The organism is Flagellimonas amphidinii, assembly GCF_013090115.1.
Taxonomy (GTDB): domain Bacteria; phylum Bacteroidota; class Bacteroidia; order Flavobacteriales; family Flavobacteriaceae; genus Flagellimonas; species Flagellimonas amphidinii.
On sequence record NZ_JABFNN010000001.1, the window covers coordinates 1 to 630 of the forward strand.

Annotated in this window: 1 protein-coding gene; it reads right to left on the bottom strand. The window is 35.4% G+C overall.

Features of this window, described 5'->3' with window-relative positions:
* Window positions 1-85: 85 nt before the first annotated feature.
* Window positions 86-463, bottom strand: coding sequence for an META domain-containing protein (locus HJC33_RS00005; RefSeq protein ID WP_171656742.1), 378 nt, complete (start codon window positions 461-463; stop codon window positions 86-88).
* Window positions 464-630: the final 167 nt, after the last annotated feature.

Consider the following 630-nt stretch of genomic DNA (forward strand, 5'->3'; position numbering starts at 1 on the left):
AGGTTTGCCCTATGATGAAAATTATGTGTCCAAATTAAACTAAAAGAACTTGTTTTTTAACTCAGTTCTTTGTTGTAGTGCGTTTTTATTGTTTTGTCAGAGTGTATTTATCTCCATTTGTATTTGTTAAAATCAATGTATTCCCATTCAAGCTATAATTCCATTCGCCTCCTAAAATAAGAGTCCAATCAAATTCAGCAGTCCAAGGACAGGCATTTTCGAAAGTGATTAAGTCTCCTGAGTTTGTATATGTGCCATTACACAATGCTGGAAATTTCGTAACTTCACTTTCACCGTTCCAATTTCCATTATTAAATGTCAACTCGACATTAGAATTATTTCCTCCTCGTTCAAAAATTCCAACGTATTCACCGTTAATTTCAGTTTGTGGGTTTTCGTCATCGTTGTTACAAGAAATAATGACAAACAATAGTCCGATTAAAATTAAAATTTTTGGTTTCATAATTTATCTTTTTTAGCAGATACTTCTATGTCTAAAACGTTGCGTTCAAATGCACTACAACGGTTCGTATAACCGAAGTTACGGGATTTCGGCGTTTGTTTTCGGTTCGGTCGCAAGCCTTAGCAATTCCGAGTGGATTCGGACGTAGTCGAATCCGCCGTAATTGC